The organism is Pseudomonas sp. Colony2 (assembly GCF_019382755.1).
Taxonomy (GTDB): Bacteria; Pseudomonadota; Gammaproteobacteria; order Pseudomonadales; family Pseudomonadaceae; genus Aquipseudomonas.
This window is the reverse complement of the sequence record NZ_CP080030.1, coordinates 2,887,927-2,903,744: the sequence shown is the minus strand read 5'-3', so window position 1 is coordinate 2,903,744 and position 15,818 is coordinate 2,887,927. Positions and strand designations below refer to the sequence as shown.

Below are 15,818 nucleotides of genomic sequence, written 5' to 3'. Positions count from 1 at the left end.
TTACAACTGCCAGGAGCCGATATCGGCGTTCACGCCGTCACCATCAGGTTTCCCGTCGGCGCCGAGGGAGAACACATCCACTTCACCGTTGGCCCCTGGGTTGAGGTAGTGATACGGGTTGCCCCACGGGTCGTTGGGCAAGCGTTCGAGGTAGGCGCGCCAGTTGCTGTTTTTCGCATCGGCCGGGCGTTCCACCAGCACCTTCAAGCCCTGGTTCATGCTGGGATACGAGCCGTGGTCGAGGCGGTAGAGTTTCAGGGCCTGCATCAGCCCGCCAATGTCCTGCCGGGCCGCTGTGGCCCGCGCCTGGTCGGGGCGGTCGAGCACCTTGGGCACCACCAGCGCCGCCAGAATCCCCAGGATCACCACGACCACCATGATCTCGATCAGGGTGAAACCGCGCTGCCTGCGCGCTGACGTGAAGTGTGCGATATCCATGTCGACATTCCTTGGCTTGAGTGCATTTCGTGGCGCAGTGTTGCAAGAACACATGTCAGTCATGTTGAAAATCCTCGGGAGCTTTGGTCGCCAATCGGTCAACTCCCGGGGCTAGTCTGCGGGCCTGTTTCCCGGTTTTGAGTACGCCATGGGCGGGCCCCGCAACGAGCAAGGTTTCACCCTGATTGAAGTGTTGGTGGCACTGGCGATCATCGCCGTGGCCATGGCGGCGACGGTACGCGTGGCCGGGCTGATGACCACCAGCAACGGCCTGCTGCGGGACAAGTCGATGGCGCTGCTGGCAGCCCAGGGGCGGATGGCGGAACTGCGCCTGGAAGGTCGGGTGAGCACCGGGCGCAAGACGTTCGACTGCGACCAGGGCCGGCTGAAACTGCGTTGCGAACAGACCATCAGCAACGGGCCGGATGGGCGCCTGTTCCAGGTCAGCGTGCAGGTGCTGGACGCCACCCGGGAAGCGCCCCCCCTGGCACGCCTGGAGACACTGCTGGGGCGCCCGCCGGTGAAGCGCCCGGTTACTGCCGAATGAGGCTTGGCAAGGCTGGCCCGTCGGGCAACTTGTCGAGGGGCACGCGGATTTTTTCCGCGCCGCGCTCGATCTCCACGCTATCGCCTTCAATGGCCGTCAGCCGCACGCCGGGGCTCAGGCGTTCACCCAACAAAAAGCTGCGGGGCGGGCCGTCGTTGAGACTGAGGATCGCCACCGCCCCACGCGCCCCGGCAAGCACCCCGGAGACCTTGATCTGCATCACCGCCGGGATATTGGAAAACCATTGCGCGGCGGGGTTGTCGCTGCGGGCCGCCAACGCCTGGGGCGCGTCCTGCGGGGTGTGGGACTCGGCCGACGTGAGCAACAGTGGCGTCCAGGTCGCAACCCCTGCCAGCGCCGCCAGCAACGCCAAGGCCTGGGCGCCATGGGCGGGTGAAAAACGATGGATGAATGCCATGGGCGGGACCTCCTGTTTGTCCGTCGCCTCAGGCTACAGGGCAATTCACACCTTTTTATTTCAGCGGTTGATCAGGGAGCAAAAAATGAAACAGCAGGGCTTCACGTTGATCGAGTTGATGGTGGTGCTGGTGATCATCGGCATCGCCAGTGCGGCCATCAGCCTGAGCATCAAGCCTGATCCGCTGCACCTGCTGCGCAAGGACGCGGAACGCTTGAGCCAATTGCTGCAGGTGGCCCAGGCCGAGGCGCGTGCCGATGGCCGGGCGATTACCTGGAAAGCCGATGCCAAGGGATTTCGCTTCAGCCGCGTTACCGATGATGGGCTGGGAGTGGAGAACTTCAGCGGCGATCAGCAACTGCGTCCGCGGGCCTGGGACAGTGCGCCGATGCAGGTGCGCATCGAGCCTGGGAAAACATTGGTGCTGGATGCTGAATGGGTGAACCCGCCGGTGCGGGTGGTGCTGTCGGATGGGCAATACAGCCTGAGCCTGCAACGGGATGCGGCGGGGTTGTTGCGGGTGGCGAGTCATGAGTGACCAGAAGGGTTTTACGCTGATCGAGGTGATGGTGGCGATCATGTTGATGGCGGTGGTCAGTGTGATTGCCTGGCGCGGGTTGGACAGTGTGACCCGGGCTGATCAGCATTTGCAGGCCAGCAGTGAGCAGACTGAGGTGTTGTTGCGGGCGCTGAACCAGATGCAGCTGGATGTGAGCTTGCGCGCGGGGGTTGAGTTGGGGCCGCCGATTGGCGAAGACGCGCCGAAGCCTGGCGGGTTGGCGGCGGTGTCGGTGAGGAGTTCGGACAGCAAGGGGTTTCGGCTGGAGGTGATCCGTACGGCTCCGATTCCAGGGGATGGGTTGCAGCGGGTGCGGTGGTGGCTCAAGGGCGACACGCTGTACCGGGCAGCTGCACCGGCGCGGGATCGGTATCCGCTGCCGGCGCCCCGGGATGCGGTGGCGGTGCTTGGGCAGGTCAGGGATTTGCAGGTGCGGGTTTGGGACAAGGGGTGGCGGCAGTTGAGTGGGAATCGGCAGGATGAACCGCTGGGGATCGAGGTGGTTCTGGTGCGGGAGACGGGCCAGTGGGTGGAGCGGTATCGGCAGGTTTTGGGGCCCTTGCGGTAGGGCTTTTTGGGGTGGTGTACATATCCGTTATTTTTGTTATGGCTGATATGGGCTCCGCTCACTTTCGAAAAGCCGGAATGCCGGCCCAGTCAAAAGTAAGCAAAACGCTCTTGCCCCACCACTCGGCTCCTCGCCTAGGCTTGAGTGTTGAAGAGCAAAATCAAAAGCTAAAGCGGGCACGGTCCAAATGTGGGAGCGGGCTTGCTCGCGAAGGTCGTTAACGATGACGCGGGCATTCTGGATGAACGCGGCGCTCTCAGGTTTTTCGCGAGCAAGCCCGCTCCCACAGAAAAGCAGATCTGTTTTCGCTCTGGTCTTTGCCTTTGCTTTTAACACTCAAGCCGGCCGGGAGGCCGCTGTGCTTTTGATTTTGAAGCAGCCGTTACCTAAATAACGGATATGCACACCGATCTAACTCAACAAAACAACACCGCCAGGCAACTCCGTACACTTGGCCCCATACGCATCGCGAATCAAAAGCGCCACCCCCGCCAACTGATGCAGACTAAACCGCGCCTGCACCCGCCGCTTGCCCAACTGCGCATTCATCAGCAGCAACATCCCCGGCCGATAGCGATTGATCTCATCCACCACCGTCGCCAGCGTCGCATTATCAAACACCAGCACCTGCTCCCGCCAAGCCACCACAGCCTGCACGTCCACCGCCACCGGCTCACCCACACCGCTGGCGTCATAAGTCAGCTGCCGCCCACCCTCAAGCCGAACCGTACGCCCCCCCACACCCACCAACAGCGCCCCATCAATACACGTCACACACACACTGTGATCCGTATTGCGCACATTGAACCGCGCCCGAGCCGCACTCAACCACCCTCCACCCGCCTGAACCTGAAGCGGCATCGCAGCATCGGCCAGCACCTCGACCTCCCCCTCCAACAACTCAATCCCACCCTCACGCCGGCTGATCCGCGTCTGCGTATTGAGCTCCAGCCGAACCCCATCACCCAACTCCACCCGCCGCTGCTCCCCGACCTCGGTGCGGTAATCCGCCGTCAACCCGGCAAACCCACCCGGCACCGTCACCCGCACCATCCACACCGCCGCCGACGCCGCAATCGCCCCGCCCAAAAACGCCCGCCGCCCAAAATGCCGCGGCCGGGAAAACTGCTCGGCGGCGGGAGCCAATTGCTGCCACAACACCTTGGCCTGCTCGAACGCCCGGGCATGCTCCGGGCTCTGGGCGCACCACTGGCGCAACGCCTTGGCATCGGCAACGGTGGCCCGGCCCGAAGTCAGCAGCACCAGCCAGTCACGCGCTTCATCGTGCAGGGGGCTATCGGGCGCAGCACGGGCAGCGGAAAGGTTAAAAATGTTCAAGCGCGCAGGTACTCAACGGATTATCAGGGACTCAATCACTAAGACGGTTTTCCGGCCCCGGGACCGAACCGCTGGATCACTTTTCTTTCAAGGCGCTGCGCACAGTGGCCCAGCCCCGCCTTGATTTCCTTTTCGACCATGCGCGTGGAAATCCCGAAACGCCTGGAGATTTCCAGGTGTGGCGCCTCTTCCAGACGTGCAGCGATAAGGATCTGGCGCCGCCGCGCCGGCAGTTCGTAGAGGGCCTTGAGCAAAGACTGGATTTCCCGCTGGCCACCCACCACCCGCGACGGGTCCTGGGCTTCATCGACGGTTTGCAGCAGCTCTTCGACTTCGCTGCCGGTCAACAGTCGCGCATCCGCCTGGCGTCGGTCAGCGGCGATGTTCAGCGCCATTCGATACAGGTAGGCATTGGGTTGCGCCAGGTTCGGCGGCATGTCCATGCGGTCGACCCGCAGGTAGGTTTCGTGCAGCACGTCGTTGGCCAGGTCCTCGGACCCGAGGCGCTTGCGCAGGCGTACCTTGAAGTCCTCGTAGGACGCCAGGAACAGGCTGACCATCATGCTGTGGCCGGTGTCTTTCATGCCCCGGAAACTCCTTCCCCTGCTGTGCATTCCATGCGTGTTCCTGTTGAATCGGGCATCAAAAGTAAGGTCACCGGCAAGCGCAGCGAACTGGGCGCAGGGCGTTCGACCCGGGTGGCGCCCAGGCCGCGTACCAGCGCTTCGTCACGCTGCAGGTCACCGGTGGAGCTGACCAGCCGGCTGTGTTCGATCACCCCGTCACCGTTGACCCACACCTGCACCAGCGCCCGGAAACTGCCGGGGCGGGTCAGCGGCGAACGGCACAAACTGCGTTCGATCGCCTGCTGCAAGGCCGCGGCATAGCTGTTGTTGATCCGTGCTGCATGCCCTGCCTTCAGCCCCCGCGTCGTGGCCGGCTGGCTGACCTCGGGGACTTGCAGGGTGAACGCATCGCTGCGGGCATAACGCGCCATCAGGCCACTCCCTGTCAGCAGCAGGCCCAGGGCTTGCTGCGCACTGTAGCGGCCATGCACGCCGATGGAGCGCCGGCCCCGGGTCAACTCGCGGTCCACCAGCACCGCCATGCCGGTGGCATGGCTGAACGCCTGCAGGGCGCTATCCAGGTTCTGCGCGGGCAGGTCCAGGGTCACTTCGGCGCGCACGGTCTGCGCCAGCCCCAACAGCAGAGCCAGGCAGCAGCCCGCGCGCCTCCAAGCCCCCCTGCTCAGCATCGCAACACGTCCGACATAGCCTACAAAACCGTCATCCTGAGGCCAGTTTATGAACCTGATGTTACGGTGCCAGCAAAAAAAACATCACGGTGACGGGCAGCCCGCTGCACTACACTTTTGAGCCATACCGGCCCATTTCCCAGGGCTCGCCAGGAGGCACCGATGAACCTGTTCCCGACCCTCGCCAGCCTGTTGCTGTGTGCTGCCCTGCCACTGATGGCCCACGCCGAAGGAACGCCGAATGGCTGCACCGAGGTCAACGTGGATGGCTACAAGGCACCGGACTATGGCTGCCTGAGCCAGCAGATGGGCAACAACCCGGACGCCGCCAAGGCCACGCAAAAGAACCAGCAAGCGCAACAGGTGCCCATCGACAAACGCAAGCCGAACCAGATCGGGCTCTCTACACCCGCAGCGACCAGTGTGCGCATGGGCAATACGTTCGGTACTTCGGTGAAACCCCAGCGGCCTTGATCGCCGCTTGTCCCCCCCTGCCCGCCCAGTGCAAAAAAAGCCATTGTGTTATCGCGATTGCCGATGTTATGTTTCTAACAGACATCAAAATCATGAAACATGAGTAACATCAATGACCGGCCTGCGCGAAAACGTCATGGATAAAAACAGCTTCCAGCGCACGCTGGAACAGCAGTTCCCGACGCTGACGCCCACCGGCAAGCGCATCGCGACCTACCTGCTGGGCAACCTGCAACAGCTGCCGTTCGAAACCGCCGACAGCATCGCCCAGCAAGCCGGCACCACAGGGATTTCAGTGGGGCGTTTCTTGCGAACCCTGGGTTATCGCAACCTCGATGACGTCAAGCAAGGCCTGCGCGGCGACCCGCAAGCCTCCTGGCTGATCACCGACCGCCTGGGTGCGTTTCGCCAGGAGAACGATCAGGAAGACGCCCTCGACCGTTCCCTCAACCGCGAGATCGAAGCCATCCAGCATGTGTACGGCCTGGCCCGCAGCCAGGGTTTCGCCGACATCGTGCAGCACATCGTGGATGCAGACGCCGTGTTCATCCTCGGTATCCAGTCCACCCGGGGCATCCTCAATGCGTTCCACAGCCACCTGGAATACATCCGTCCCAAGGTCTATTACGTCGATGGCCTGTCGGGGATCTACGCCGAGACCCTGAACTCCGGCTTTGAAAAACCCTACGCCATCACAGCGGATTTCCGCGCCTATTCCAGCATCACGCCCACGTTCTGCGAGACCGCGAACGCCCAGGGTCTACCCTTGGCGCTGATCACTGACTTGCAATGCCCCTGGGCCCGGGACTACGACCTGGACCTGCTGCAACTGAAAACCGATGTCGGCCAGTTCTGGGACTCCATGGCGCCCCTGACGTGCCTGTTCAACCTGATGGTGTCTGCCGTCGCTGACCGCTACGGCGAGCGACTGGATGCACGCCTGGCAAAAAACCGCGCCCTGCAACAGGCCTTCGGCCAGTTCGAATCCTGACCCTGGAAAGGAAATCTTTGAGTGAAAACCAGCCCATTGGTAGAAATCGCCCCACCGGAATACCCGGTACAGGTCGACCTGATCTACGCCAGTGCCGACAACCTGGCAGGCACCGTGATCTACCGCAATGCCCGCTGCCTGCTGCACGCCGAAGCGGCGGCCTGCCTGCGCAAGGCGAGCCTGTTGGCACGCCAGGCCGGCATGACGTTGCTGATCTACGACGCCTATCGCCCTGCCTACGCCCAGCAACTGTTGTGGCAGGCCCTGCCCAACCCGGACTACGTGCGCGACCCACGCCTGGGCTCGCACCACACCCGCGGCGTGGCCGTCGACCTGACACTGATTGATGAACACGGCACACCCCTGGACATGGGCACGGCGTTTGATGCCATGGAGCCCAAGTCCCACCAGTTCTACCCCGACCTGCCGCCGCAGGTGCAGCGCAACCGCCTGCTGTTGCTGGGCATCATGCTTGGCGCCGGCTTCAAGGCGATTGCCACCGAGTGGTGGCATTACGAATTGCCGGATGCCGAACTTTTCCCACTAATTGAGGAGTCACACTGATCACAAGGACCGTACCATCACAATAATGAGCAGCACCCTTTAGCTCCAACTGCCCGGTTATAGATTTCATAAAAATAAACCAACCCGCTTTTTCCTCTAAATAATCAAGGAAACCGGCATGACCCCAAGCAACCGCAAGACCCTCGCACTCTCCCTGCTGTGCGCCGCCCTGAGCCTGGGCGCGTGGCAATCGGCAAGTGCCGCGGCGCCCAAAGACACCCTGATGATCGGCAAGGCCGCCGACCCGCAAACCCTCGACCCGGCCGTGACCATCGACAACAACGATTGGGCGGTGACGTACCCGGCGTACCAGAAGCTGGTGGCCTACAAAGTCGAAAACGGCAAGGGCAGCACCGAGGTCAAGGGCGACCTGGCCGACAGCTGGACCACCTCGGCCGACGGTCTGGTGTGGGACTTCAAACTCAAGCCCGGCAACAAGTTCGATGACGGCGCCGAGGTCGACGCCAATGCGGTGAAGTTCTCCTTCGACCGCGTGATGCAGCTCAAGCAAGGCCCGTCGGGTGCGTTCCCGGATGACATGAAAGTCACCGTGGTCGACCCGCTCACCGTGCGCTTCACCCTGGCCAAGCCCTACGCGCCCTTCCTCTACACCCTCGCCCACAACGGCGCCGGCATCATCAACCCGGACGTGGTGAAACAGGGCGACGTCAACGCCTACCTCTCCACCCACACCGCCGGCTCCGGCGCCTTTCGCCTGAGCAACTGGCAGAAAGGCCAGAGCCTGACCCTGGAACCCAACACCTACTACGCCGGCACCAAGCCCGCGCTGAACAAGGTGGTGATCAAGATCATCAGCGAAGCCTCGGTACGCCGCCTGCAACTGGAACGCGGCGACCTGGACATCGCCGAAGACATGCCCCAGGACCAGCTCACCAACCTGGCCAAAAAGAAAGACGTGGTGATCAAGGAGTTCCCGTCGCTGCGGGTGACCTACCTGTACCTGAACAACCAGAAAGCCCCGCTGAACAACCAGAATGCGCGCCAGGCGATCGTTGATGCGGTGGACTACAAAGGCATTGTCGACGGCATCCTCAAGGGCCAGGCCAAGTTGATGAACGGGCCGATTCCCGCCGGCATGTGGGCCAATGACCCGAGCCTGCCCTTGATGAAACAGGACCTGGACAGCGCGGGCGCGAACCTGAAGAAACTCCCGGAAAAAATCACCAACCTGAACTACATGTACTCCGACAAGGACCCGGACTGGGAATCCATCGGCCTGACCCTGCAAGCCAGCCTGGCGCCGCTGGGGATCAACCTGAAGATGGAAAAACTGGCCAACGCCACCATGCGCGAGCGCCTGGGCAAGGGTGACTTCGACGTGTCCATCGGCTCGTGGGCACCGGACTTCTCCGACCCCTACATGTACATGAACTTCTGGTTCGACTCCTCCCTGCAAGGCCTGCCGGGCAATCGTTCGTTCTACAGCAACCCGGTGGTGGACAAGCTGATTCGTGATGCGGCGGCCAACAACGACACGGCCAAGCGCACCGAGCTGTATCAGGAAGCCCAGAAGATCGTGCTCAAGGACAGCGTATACGCCTACCTCTATCAGAAGAACTACACCCTGCCGATGCGTGATTCGGTGAAGGGTTATGTGTTCCATCCGATGCTGGAGCAGGTGTTCAACGTGGCTGAGATCAGTAAGTAACACGCGATCAAATGTGGGAGCGGGCTTGCTCGCGAAAGCGGTGTATCAGTTACCCGATGTATGACTGACCCACCGTATTCGCGAGCAAGCCCGCTCCCACACTGGACCTGCTGTGTTTTCCAGGCTGTATCCTGATCCAAATGTCTCGCGTTACCGAGGAGCCCTCATGGCCTTCCTGAATATGTTGCGCAAACGCCTGTTCGGCCTGATCCTGGTCGTCGTCGGCGTTTCGCTGATTACCTTTTGCATCTCCCACCTGATCCCGGGTGACCCGGCGCGCCTGATTGCCGGCGACCGGGCCAGCGACGCCATTGTCGAGAACATCCGCCATCAACTGGGCCTCGACCTGCCGCTGTACCAGCAATACGGCCGCTACATGAGCGACCTGCTGCACGGCGACCTCGGCACCTCGATCCGCACCAGCCGCCCGGTGCTGGAAGACCTGAAAGCGTTCTTCCCCGCGACCCTCGAACTGGCGGTCACCGCCCTGCTGCTCTCGGTACTGGTGGGCGTACCGCTGGGGGTGCTGTCAGCGGTGTATCACAACCGCGCCATCGACCAGATCGCCCGAACGCTGGCGGTTACCGGCATTTCCACGCCGGCCTTCTGGCTCGGCCTGGGCCTGATCGTGTTGTTCTACGGCCAGCTCGGCTGGCTGCCCGGCAGCGGGCGGCTGGATGAAGGCCTCGAACCACCGCGCACCATCACCGGGTTCTACCTGATCGACTCGCTGCTGGCCGGCGATATCCCACTGTTCCTTAATGCCCTGGAACACCTGATCCTGCCCGCCGTCACCCTGGGTTTCGTCAACCTCGGCGTAGTCGCCCGGCAGATTCGTTCGGCGATGCTCGACCAGTTGGGCGAGGACTACATCCGTACCGCCCGCGCCTACGGCCTGTCGCGCTGGGCGGTGATCCTGCGCCACGCCTTGCCCAACGCGCTGATCCCGTCGATCACCGTGCTCGGCCTGACCCTCGGCGACCTGCTGTACGGCGCGGTGCTGACCGAAACCGTGTTCGCCTGGCCGGGCATGGGTGCCTATGTGGTGAAGTCGATCCAGTCCCTGGATTTCCCGGCGGTGATGGGCTTCGCGATCCTGGTGTCGTTTATTTATGTACTGCTGAACATGCTGATCGACCTGCTCTACCGGGTGGTCGACCCGCGCATCGGCGAGGTGAATTGAAATGACCGCTCCCCTGACCATGCCCGTACCGGTGCCCCTGGAACAGCGCCCCACCTGGCGTGCGCGAATGGAGTACCTGGGCTATCAAATACGCCGCAGCCCGCTGACCATCGCCGGCCTGACCATCACCTTGATCGTGCTGATCTGCATGGCCTTCGCGCCCTGGTTGGCGAGCCATGACCCCAATGCCTTGAACCTGGCGCAACGCCTGGCCGAGCCCTCCGCCGAACATTGGTTCGGCACCGATGAAGTCGGCCGCGACCTGTTCAGCCGGGTGCTGTACGGCAGCCGCCAGTCGGTGGGCGTGGGCCTGTTCGTGGCGTTTTCGTCCTGCCTGGTGGGCGGGCTGCTGGGCTGCCTGTCGGGGATCATCGGCGGGCGTTTCGACAGCCTGATCATGCGCCTGATGGACATCATGCTGTCGGTGCCGTCCCTGGTGCTGATCATGGCCCTGGCCGCCGCACTGGGCCCGAGCCTGTTCAATGCGATGCTGGCAATCACCGTGGTGCGCATCCCGTTCTACGTGCGCCTGGCCCGGGGCCAGGCCCTGAGCATTCGGCAGATGGGCTACGTCAAGGCATCCCAGACCTTCGGCGCCGGGCGCTGGCACATCGTGTCGTGGCACGTAGGCCGCAATGCGATGCCGCCGTTGCTGGTGCAACTGAGCCTGGACATCGGCAGCGCGATCCTGATGGCCTCGGCCCTGGGTTTCATCGGCCTGGGGGCACAGCAGCCCACCGCCGAATGGGGTGCGATGGTTGCCACCGGGCGCAATTTCATTCTCGACAACTGGTGGTACTCGACCTTTCCGGGGCTGGCGATCCTGGTCACCGCGACCGGCTTCAACCTGCTGGGTGACGGTGTTCGTGACCTGCTCGACCCACGGCAACAGGGGAAATGACCATGTCCAGTCCGGCAGTGCTTGCCATCGACAACCTGAGCCTGGAATTCCCGGCTTACCGCAACAACGTCCAGGCACTCAACGGCGTGTCGTTGCACGTCAACCCCGGCGAAGTCGTCGGCGTAGTGGGAGAATCCGGCTCCGGCAAATCCGTGACCGCGATGCTCAGCCTGCGCCTGCTGCCGGAGCGCAGTTACCGGATCACCGCCGGCAGCTTGCAGATGCTCGGCCGCGACATGCTCGGTGCCAGCGAGAAGGAGCTGCTGCAGATCCGCGGGCGTGACGCGGCGATGATCTTCCAGGAGCCGATGACCGCGCTGAACCCGACCCGGCGCATTGGCCGGCAGATGCTCGATGTGATCATCCACCACCAGCGCCTGAGCAAGGCCGCCGCCCGTGCCAAGGCCATCGCCCTGCTGCGGGACATGCACATCGCCGACCCCGAGCAAGTGCTCGACAGCTACCCCTTCGAACTCTCCGGCGGCATGCGCCAGCGGGTGATGATCGCCTTGGCGTTTTCCTGCGACCCTCAGTTGCTGATCGCCGATGAACCCACCACTGCCCTCGACGTCACCGTGCAACGCCAGGTGCTGTTGCTGCTGCGGGAAAAAGCCCGGGAACGCGGCACCGCGATCCTGCTGATCACCCACGACATGGCTGTGGTCTCGCAGTTCTGCGACCGGGTGTATGTGATGTACACCGGCGCCGTGGTGGAAGAAGGCCCCACCGCCCAGGTGATGAGCGACCCGCGCCACCCCTACACCCAAGGGTTACTCAGCGGCTTGCCGGAGCAGGTGAAACCCGGCGACGACCTGCTGACCATCCCCGGCCAGGTGCCCAACCTTGCCGCCCTGCCCTCAGGCTGCACCTTTCGCGAACGCTGCCCCCAGGCCATGAGCCAATGCATCGAGCGCCCGCGCCTGGACCTGATCAACCCTGCCGGCACCCGCAAAAGTGCGTGCTGGCTGACTGCCGGGGAGTCGGTGCAATGACCGTGTCTCAAGATTCACTGCTGGCTTTGCGGGATGTACGGGTCAAGTTCCCGGTAAAAACCGACTGGCTGGGCCGCCCGCGCGGTTATGCCCACGCCCTCAACGGCATCGACTTGCAGGTGCGCCGTGGGGAAACCCTGGGGATTGTCGGCGAGTCCGGCTGCGGTAAAAGCACCCTCGCCCAGTTGCTGATGGGCCTGGTCAAGCCCAGCGACGGTGAAGTGGACTGGGTCTACGAAAGTGCCCGGGAGCGCCACCGGCATGTGCAGATCGTATTCCAGGACCCGCAATCGTCCCTCGACCCGCGCCTGCCCATCTGGAAAATCATTACCGAGCCGCTGTTCGCCCTAGGCGACACGCCCAAGAGTGAAATGCGCACCATCGCCGCCAAGGTCGCCGCGCAGGTAGGCATTCGCGCTGAATACCTGGACCGTTACCCGCACCAGTTTTCCGGTGGCCAGCGCCAACGCATCGCCATCGCCCGCGCGCTGGCGTCCAACCCGAGCATCCTGGTGCTGGACGAGCCGACCTCGGCCCTGGATATCTCGGTGCAGGCGCAAATCCTCAACCTGCTGGCCGAGCTGCAACGGCGGCTGGGGCTGACGTACATCCTGATCTCCCACAACGTTTCGGTGGTGCGGCACATGGCCGACCGGGTGGCGGTGATGTACCTGGGGCAGATCGTGGAACTGGGGTGTGCCGAGCAAGTGCTGGAGCAGCCGAAGCATCCGTACACCCAGCTGTTGCTGGAGGCGGTGCCCAAGCTGGGGGTGGCGCTGGACGACGCGTATGTCAGTGCACCGACAGAGCTGCCGGGGAACCGGGTGTTGCCGGGTGGGTGTTTCTTTCTCGACCGCTGCCCGAGGCGTACACAAGGCTGTGAGCGGCCGCAGCGGTTGACGGGTGGGATGAGTCAGCAGGTGCGGTGTCACCTGGAACATCCGTGAGGCGTCCTTAACGAAATTTTCATGATTGCGCGGCTATGATCCGCCACCTCGTTGGGGAGTAGCCTGCTTCGGATTCTCGAAGCGTTCGTATCAACATTCTCGGCAACATGCCGTGGTGCGAACACCATTTTGGTTGGTGAGACCAGCGACACATCCATGCCTAAAGTCGGGCGTGTGGTTGTGTCGTTGACTCATACAGCCCGACTGGAAGCCTTACCGTGAACCCCATTTCCCTGATTCTTCTCGCCCTTGCCATGTCCACGGACGCCTTTGCGGCGGCCATTGGCAAAGGTTCCAGCCTGCACAAACCACGCTTGACCGAAGCCCTGCGGGCCGGGCTGATCTTTGGTGTGATCGAAGCGATCACGCCGATTATCGGCTGGGCCATCGGCCAGGCCGCCACTCGCTGGGTGGAACAGTGGGACCACTGGATCGCCTTTACCCTGCTGGTAGCCCTGGGCCTGCACATGATCTACAACGGCTTGAAGGCCGATGATCCAGAGGAAGAGAAACCGAGCCAGCACTCGTTCATGATTCTTGCCGTGACCGCGTTTGCTACCAGCATTGATGCCCTGGCGGTGGGCGTAGGCCTGGCGTTTGTCGACGTGAATATCCTGGTGGCCGCTGCGGCGATCGGCTTGGCGACGATGACCATGGTAACCATCGGCATGATGCTTGGCCGGGTGTTGGGGACTGTGGTCGGCAAGCGCGCCGAGATGGTTGGCGGCGTGGTGTTGATGCTGGTGGGTGCGACGATTTTGTATGAGCACCTGTCGGCCTAGAAACCGGCGAAGATCAAAATGTGGGAGCGGGCTTGGGTGGGAGCGGGCTTGCTCGCGAAAGCGGTGGTTCAGCCAGCCTATTGAGCGACTGACACACCGCCTTCGCGAGCAAGCCCGCTCCCACACAAGCCCGCTCCTACAGGGATCTGCAGCGATCAATCAGGCCGCGTGTTTTTCTTTCTTCAGGCTCTCGATGTCGATCACGAACCGATACTTCACATCGCCCTTGAGCATGCGCTCGTAGGCGTCATTGATGCCCTGGATGTCGATCATCTCGATGTCCGAGACAATCCCGTGCCTGGCGCAGAAATCCAGCATGTCCTGAGTTTCCTGGATGCCACCGATCAACGACCCGGCCAGGCTGCGACGCTTGAAGATCAGGTTGAACACGGTCGGTGACGGGTGCGGGCTATCCGGGGCGCCCACCAGGGTCATGGTGCCGTCGCGCTTGAGCAGGTTGAGGAAGGCGTCGAGATTGTGGGACGCGGCCACGGTGTTGAGGATGAAGTCCAGGGAGTTGGCAACCTTGGCCATTTCGTCCGCGTTCTTCGACACCACCACTTCATCGGCCCCCAGGCGCAGGCCGTCTTCGCGCTTGTTCGGCGAGGTGGTGAACAGCACCACGTAGGCGCCCATGGCATGAGCGATTTTCACCGCCATATGGCCCAGGCCACCGAGGCCGACAACGCCGACGCGCTTGCCCGGCCCGACGTTCCAGTGGTGCAGCGGTGAGTAGGTGGTGATGCCTGCACACAGCAGCGGCGCGACCGCCGCCAGGTTGCTCTCGTCGTGAGAGATGCGCAGGACGAACTTCTCCTTGACCACGATATTGTCCGAGTAGCCGCCGAAGGTGTTTTCGCCGCCAAAAGCCGGACCGTTGTAGGTGCCGGTGAAGCCGTTTTCGCAATACTGCTCCTCGCCCTCGGCGCAGGATTCGCAGTGCTGGCAGCTGTCGACCATGCAGCCGACACCGGCCAAATCGCCCACCTTGAACTTGCTGACATTGGCGCCCACGGCGGTCACTCGGCCAACGATTTCATGGCCCGGTACCGACGGGTACAGGGTGTTTTTCCATTCGTTGCGTACGGTGTGCAGGTCCGAGTGGCAGACGCCGCAATAGAGGATGTCGATCTGCACATCATCGGCCCCGGGGGCGCGACGTTCGAACGTGAAGGGTTTGAGCGAATCCTTGGAGTCACGAGCGGCGTAGCTGTAAGTCTTGGCCATTTCGTTCACCTGTTTGTTCAGACGGTAGAAAGCAGTTGACCAGCATAGACGCTGAACCGTTCAACCGAGCACAGGCATACAAGTCCCTCGTCAGATTCTGCGCCTATAGTATTGGCTGCCCTCTCACCCAAGGAGTTTTGCCATGAGCACCTTACGCACACAAGACGGTACCGAGCTCTACTACAAGGACTGGGGCACCGGCAAACCGGTGCTGTTCAGCCACGGCTGGCCGCTGGATGCCGATATGTGGGAATACCAGATGGAGTACCTGAGCAGCCGCGGCTACCGCACCATCGCGTTCGACCGCCGTGGTTTTGGCCGCTCGGACCAGCCCTGGACCGGTAACGACTACGACACCTTTGCCGACGATATCGCCCAGTTGATCAACCATCTGGATCTGCAGGACGTGACCCTGGTGGGCTTCTCCATGGGCGGCGGCGATGTCAGCCGCTATATCGCCCGCCATGGCAGCGCGCGCGTGGCCGGGCTGGTGTTGCTGGGGGCGGTGACGCCGCTGTTCGGGCAAAAGCCGGATTACCCGCAAGGTGTCGAGATGGCAGCGTTTGACGGGTTCAAGGCCGCGTTGCTGAAGGATCGCGCGCAGTTCCTGGCAGACTTCAATACGCCGTTCTATGGCATCAACAAGGGCCAACAGGTCTCCAGCGGTGTATTGACTCAAACACTGAACATCGCCCTGCTCGCCTCGCTCAAGGCGACGGTGGATTGCGTCACCGCGTTCTCGGAAACCGACTTCCGCCCGGACATGGCCAGGATCGACGTGCCGACCCTGGTTATCCACGGTGATGGTGACCAGATAGTGCCGTTCGAAACTACCGGCAAGGTCGCCGCGCAGATGATCAAAGGCGCGCAGTTGAAGGTGTACAAGGATGCCCCCCATGGTTTTGCGGTGACCCACCAGCAAGCCTTGAACGAAGATCTGCTGGCCTTCCTGCAACGCTGAGCCG

Annotated in this window: 19 protein-coding genes and 1 riboswitch; of the genes, 13 read left to right on the top strand and 6 right to left on the bottom strand. The window is 62.5% G+C overall.

Annotated elements, in window-relative coordinates; translation table 11 throughout:
• On the bottom strand, positions 1-438 hold the full coding sequence (gspG, locus tag JV201_RS11695) for a type II secretion system major pseudopilin GspG (RefSeq protein WP_003218660.1): 438 nt from the start codon (positions 436-438) through the stop codon (positions 1-3).
• A gap of 148 nt (positions 439-586) precedes the next feature.
• Here gspG and gspI point away from each other — a divergent pair, with 148 nt between their 5' ends.
• Entirely contained in the window at positions 587-985 is a 399-nt protein-coding gene (gene gspI / locus JV201_RS11690) for a type II secretion system minor pseudopilin GspI (RefSeq protein WP_003218663.1), read from the top strand.
• On the opposite strand, the gene JV201_RS11685 is transcribed toward gspI, so the two are convergent.
• The gene (locus JV201_RS11685; RefSeq protein ID WP_219406938.1) at positions 972-1,403 is read right to left on the bottom strand and encodes a type II secretion system protein N; all 432 of its coding nucleotides are present in this window, start codon (positions 1,401-1,403) and stop codon (positions 972-974) included. The genes gspI and JV201_RS11685 overlap by 14 nt on opposite strands.
• A gap of 85 nt (positions 1,404-1,488) precedes the next feature.
• On the opposite strand from JV201_RS11685, the gene gspH reads away from it, so the two are divergent.
• Both gspH and JV201_RS11675 read left to right on the top strand, forming a co-directional pair.
• On the top strand, positions 1,489-1,941 hold the full coding sequence (gspH, locus tag JV201_RS11680; RefSeq protein ID WP_219406937.1) for a type II secretion system minor pseudopilin GspH: 453 nt from the start codon (positions 1,489-1,491) through the stop codon (positions 1,939-1,941).
• Positions 1,934-2,530: a type II secretion system protein GspJ gene (locus tag JV201_RS11675; RefSeq protein WP_219406936.1), complete on the top strand. Its 597-nt coding sequence runs from the start codon at positions 1,934-1,936 to the stop codon at positions 2,528-2,530. The genes gspH and JV201_RS11675 overlap by 8 nt, the downstream gene beginning before the upstream one ends.
• A gap of 411 nt (positions 2,531-2,941) precedes the next feature.
• On the opposite strand, the gene JV201_RS11670 is transcribed toward JV201_RS11675, so the two are convergent.
• From JV201_RS11670 to JV201_RS11660, 3 genes are read right to left on the bottom strand one after another with little or no spacing between them, the layout of a single operon-like run.
• Positions 2,942-3,868 (bottom strand): DUF4880 domain-containing protein, encoded by a 927-nt coding sequence (locus JV201_RS11670; protein ID WP_219406935.1) that lies wholly within the window; start codon positions 3,866-3,868, stop codon positions 2,942-2,944.
• 38 nt (positions 3,869-3,906) lie between these two features.
• Positions 3,907-4,452: an RNA polymerase sigma factor gene (locus tag JV201_RS11665; protein ID WP_008431413.1), complete on the bottom strand. Its 546-nt coding sequence runs from the start codon at positions 4,450-4,452 to the stop codon at positions 3,907-3,909.
• Entirely contained in the window at positions 4,449-5,123 is a 675-nt protein-coding gene (locus JV201_RS11660) for a secretin and TonB N-terminal domain-containing protein (RefSeq protein WP_087694899.1), read from the bottom strand. Before JV201_RS11660 ends, JV201_RS11665 begins: the two co-directional genes overlap by 4 nt.
• 162 nt (positions 5,124-5,285) lie before the next feature.
• Between JV201_RS11660 and JV201_RS11655 the strand changes: the two genes are divergently transcribed.
• The 9 genes from JV201_RS11655 to mntP all read left to right on the top strand — a co-directional run bounded on the left by JV201_RS11655 (position 5,286) and on the right by mntP (position 13,626).
• Positions 5,286-5,597 (top strand): hypothetical protein, encoded by a 312-nt coding sequence (locus JV201_RS11655; RefSeq protein WP_003220133.1) that lies wholly within the window; start codon positions 5,286-5,288, stop codon positions 5,595-5,597.
• A gap of 136 nt (positions 5,598-5,733) precedes the next feature.
• Positions 5,734-6,588, top strand: coding sequence for a MurR/RpiR family transcriptional regulator (locus JV201_RS11650; protein WP_032898755.1), 855 nt, complete (start codon positions 5,734-5,736; stop codon positions 6,586-6,588).
• A gap of 21 nt (positions 6,589-6,609) precedes the next feature.
• Complete coding sequence (gene ddpX / locus JV201_RS11645; RefSeq protein ID WP_087694901.1) at positions 6,610-7,152, top strand: D-alanyl-D-alanine dipeptidase; 543 nt, start codon at positions 6,610-6,612, stop codon at positions 7,150-7,152.
• Between the two features lie 118 nt (positions 7,153-7,270).
• Positions 7,271-8,821, top strand: coding sequence for an ABC transporter substrate-binding protein (locus JV201_RS11640; RefSeq protein ID WP_008431417.1), 1,551 nt, complete (start codon positions 7,271-7,273; stop codon positions 8,819-8,821).
• Between the two features lie 166 nt (positions 8,822-8,987).
• Complete coding sequence (locus JV201_RS11635) at positions 8,988-10,004, top strand: ABC transporter permease (protein WP_219406934.1); 1,017 nt, start codon at positions 8,988-8,990, stop codon at positions 10,002-10,004.
• A gap of 19 nt (positions 10,005-10,023) precedes the next feature.
• Positions 10,024-10,905 carry a D,D-dipeptide ABC transporter permease gene (ddpC, locus tag JV201_RS11630; protein WP_032868129.1) on the top strand — a complete coding sequence of 294 codons (882 nt, stop codon included), beginning with the start codon at positions 10,024-10,026 and terminating at the stop codon, positions 10,903-10,905.
• Positions 10,902-11,897: an ABC transporter ATP-binding protein gene (locus JV201_RS11625; RefSeq protein WP_032898749.1), complete on the top strand. Its 996-nt coding sequence runs from the start codon at positions 10,902-10,904 to the stop codon at positions 11,895-11,897. Before ddpC ends, JV201_RS11625 begins: the two co-directional genes overlap by 4 nt.
• Entirely contained in the window at positions 11,894-12,844 is a 951-nt protein-coding gene (locus tag JV201_RS11620) for an oligopeptide/dipeptide ABC transporter ATP-binding protein (protein ID WP_003220120.1), read from the top strand. The genes JV201_RS11625 and JV201_RS11620 overlap by 4 nt, the downstream gene beginning before the upstream one ends.
• Before the next feature lie 41 nt (positions 12,845-12,885).
• Positions 12,886-13,052: riboswitch (yybP-ykoY riboswitch) on the top strand.
• Between the two features lie 10 nt (positions 13,053-13,062).
• Positions 13,063-13,626 (top strand): manganese efflux pump MntP, encoded by a 564-nt coding sequence (mntP, locus tag JV201_RS11615; RefSeq protein WP_003220119.1) that lies wholly within the window; start codon positions 13,063-13,065, stop codon positions 13,624-13,626.
• A gap of 159 nt (positions 13,627-13,785) precedes the next feature.
• Here mntP and JV201_RS11610 read toward each other — a convergent pair whose 3' ends face one another.
• Positions 13,786-14,853, bottom strand: coding sequence for an NAD(P)-dependent alcohol dehydrogenase (locus tag JV201_RS11610; RefSeq protein WP_003220118.1), 1,068 nt, complete (start codon positions 14,851-14,853; stop codon positions 13,786-13,788).
• A gap of 142 nt (positions 14,854-14,995) precedes the next feature.
• On the opposite strand from JV201_RS11610, the gene JV201_RS11605 reads away from it, so the two are divergent.
• Positions 14,996-15,814 (top strand): alpha/beta fold hydrolase, encoded by an 819-nt coding sequence (locus JV201_RS11605; protein WP_003220116.1) that lies wholly within the window; start codon positions 14,996-14,998, stop codon positions 15,812-15,814.
• Positions 15,815-15,818 lie beyond the last annotated feature (4 nt).

Coding starts and splice junctions, on each gene's coding strand:
- ddpC (WP_032868129.1), top strand. CDS start 10,024: ATGCCCGTACCGGTGCCCCTGGAACAGCGCCCCACCTGGCGTGCGCGA.
- JV201_RS11640 (WP_008431417.1), top strand. CDS start 7,271: ATGACCCCAAGCAACCGCAAGACCCTCGCACTCTCCCTGCTGTGCGCC.
- JV201_RS11610 (WP_003220118.1), bottom strand. CDS start 14,853: ATGGCCAAGACTTACAGCTACGCCGCTCGTGACTCCAAGGATTCGCTC.
- gspH (WP_219406937.1), top strand. CDS start 1,489: ATGAAACAGCAGGGCTTCACGTTGATCGAGTTGATGGTGGTGCTGGTG.
- JV201_RS11655 (WP_003220133.1), top strand. CDS start 5,286: ATGAACCTGTTCCCGACCCTCGCCAGCCTGTTGCTGTGTGCTGCCCTG.
- JV201_RS11650 (WP_032898755.1), top strand. CDS start 5,734: ATGGATAAAAACAGCTTCCAGCGCACGCTGGAACAGCAGTTCCCGACG.
- JV201_RS11635 (WP_219406934.1), top strand. CDS start 8,988: ATGGCCTTCCTGAATATGTTGCGCAAACGCCTGTTCGGCCTGATCCTG.
- JV201_RS11665 (WP_008431413.1), bottom strand. CDS start 4,452: ATGAAAGACACCGGCCACAGCATGATGGTCAGCCTGTTCCTGGCGTCC.
- JV201_RS11605 (WP_003220116.1), top strand. CDS start 14,996: ATGAGCACCTTACGCACACAAGACGGTACCGAGCTCTACTACAAGGAC.
- gspI (WP_003218663.1), top strand. CDS start 587: ATGGGCGGGCCCCGCAACGAGCAAGGTTTCACCCTGATTGAAGTGTTG.
- JV201_RS11675 (WP_219406936.1), top strand. CDS start 1,934: ATGAGTGACCAGAAGGGTTTTACGCTGATCGAGGTGATGGTGGCGATC.
- JV201_RS11685 (WP_219406938.1), bottom strand. CDS start 1,403: ATGGCATTCATCCATCGTTTTTCACCCGCCCATGGCGCCCAGGCCTTG.
- JV201_RS11660 (WP_087694899.1), bottom strand. CDS start 5,123: ATGCTGAGCAGGGGGGCTTGGAGGCGCGCGGGCTGCTGCCTGGCTCTG.
- JV201_RS11625 (WP_032898749.1), top strand. CDS start 10,902: ATGACCATGTCCAGTCCGGCAGTGCTTGCCATCGACAACCTGAGCCTG.
- JV201_RS11620 (WP_003220120.1), top strand. CDS start 11,894: ATGACCGTGTCTCAAGATTCACTGCTGGCTTTGCGGGATGTACGGGTC.
- gspG (WP_003218660.1), bottom strand. CDS start 438: ATGGATATCGCACACTTCACGTCAGCGCGCAGGCAGCGCGGTTTCACC.